This window comes from Kitasatospora sp. NPDC091257, assembly GCF_044757675.1.
Classification (GTDB): Bacteria; Actinomycetota; Actinomycetes; order Streptomycetales; family Streptomycetaceae; genus Kitasatospora; species Kitasatospora lactacystinica.
Window position 1 is genome coordinate 1 of record NZ_JBIVVI010001661.1, and the last position, 1489, is coordinate 1489.

Here is a 1489-nt window from a genome sequence, read left to right on the forward strand (position 1 = left end):
GGGCGAGGGTGGCGACGGCGCCGCCGTCGGGGTGGTTGGTGAAGGTCAGGGCGGCGCCGATGACGCGGGCGTGGCCGGTGGCGATGGTGAGGCCGAGGCCGTGCCCGCGGCCGCGTTCGGGGGCGTTGGTGCGGAAGCGCTGCGGGCCGTGCCGGAGGAGGTCCTCGGGGTAGCCGGGGCCGTGGTCGCGGACGGTGATCCGCAGGCCGTCGACGTGCAGGTGGACCGGGCCGGCGCCGTGGCGGTGGGCGTTGAGGATCAGGTTCCCGAGGATGCGGTCCAGCCGGCGCAGGTCGGTGCGGACCTGCCGGTCGGCGGTGATGTCGACGGTGACGTCCAGGCCGGTGAGGGAGACGGTGCGGCGCGCCGCGCGCTCCAGGGGGACGGCGGAGAGGTCGGGGGACTCCGCGTCGGCGTCCAGGCGGGAGACCTCCAGCAGGTCCTCGACCAGGCCGCGCAGTGCCTGGACCCGGTTCTGCACGAGCTGGGTGGGGCGTCCGGGCGGCAGCAGCTCGGCGGCGGTGACCAGCCCGGTGAGCGGGGTGCGCAGCTCGTGGGCGACGTCCGCGGTGAAGCGCTGCTCGTCCTCCAGGCGCCGGTGCAGGGTGCGGGACATCAGGTCGACGGCGGCGGCGAGGTCGGCGACCTCGTCCTTGCCGTCGACGAGTTCGCCGATCCGGGTGTCCGTCCCGCCGGCCGCGATGCCGCGGGCGGCGGTGGCCGCGGTGCGCAGCCTGCGGCTGATCCGGTCGGCGACGAGCACGCCGGCCAGCACGGTGGTGAAGACCGCGGCGACGACGGTGAGCAGGATGATCCGGTCCAGGTCGGCGATGGCCTGCCGGTCCTGGGTGAAGTCCACCCGGACGGACAGCACCCCGTTCTGCACCGGGCCGGCCGCCCACATGGACTCGCCGGTGCCGTCGGCGGCGAGCAGCGAGCCGTGCCGGCCGCCCTCGGCGAGGGCGCGCAGCCGGTCCGGCAGGGCCGGGTCGTTCACGGCGGCGCCGTGGCCGGCCACCTCGCCGTCGCGCCCGTAGCCGGCCAGGGCCGAGTCGAGGGCGGCGAGTGCGGAGGAGCGGGCCTGGTCCACGTGCTGACGGATCATCGCCTGGTGGACCAGCAGGCCGACGGCCACCGCGACCAGGACGGCGATGGCGGCGACGGCGGTGGCGATCTGGCGGCGCAGGGTCATGCCGGGCGCCGCAGCTTGTAGCCGAACCCGCGGACGGTTTCGATCCGGCCGGAGCCGATCTTGGCGCGCAGCCGCTGCACGTGGACGTCCACGACCCGGGTGTCGGCGCCCCACTCGTAGTCCCAGACGCGTTCGAGCAGGGTGGAGCGCTCCAGCACGATCCCGGGCGCGGCGGTGAACTCCAGCAGCAGCCGCAGTTCGGTGGGCGTGAGCGGGACGAGGCGGCCGTCCACCCGGACCTCCATGCTGTCGGTGTCCACCTGGAGGCCGTCGAAGCTGCGGACGGACGGGGTGGGG

General features: G+C 75.7%; 2 protein-coding genes. Both read right to left on the reverse strand.

From position 1 onward, the window contains the following. Positions 1-1192 (reverse strand): sensor histidine kinase (locus tag ACIQOV_RS41095; RefSeq protein ID WP_401056213.1); only part of this gene is annotated, 1192 nt, incomplete at its 3' end. After that, positions 1189-1489: winged helix-turn-helix domain-containing protein (locus ACIQOV_RS41100; RefSeq protein ID WP_401056215.1), on the reverse strand; the 301-nt coding region annotated here is incomplete at its 5' end. The genes ACIQOV_RS41095 and ACIQOV_RS41100, both read right to left, overlap by 4 nt.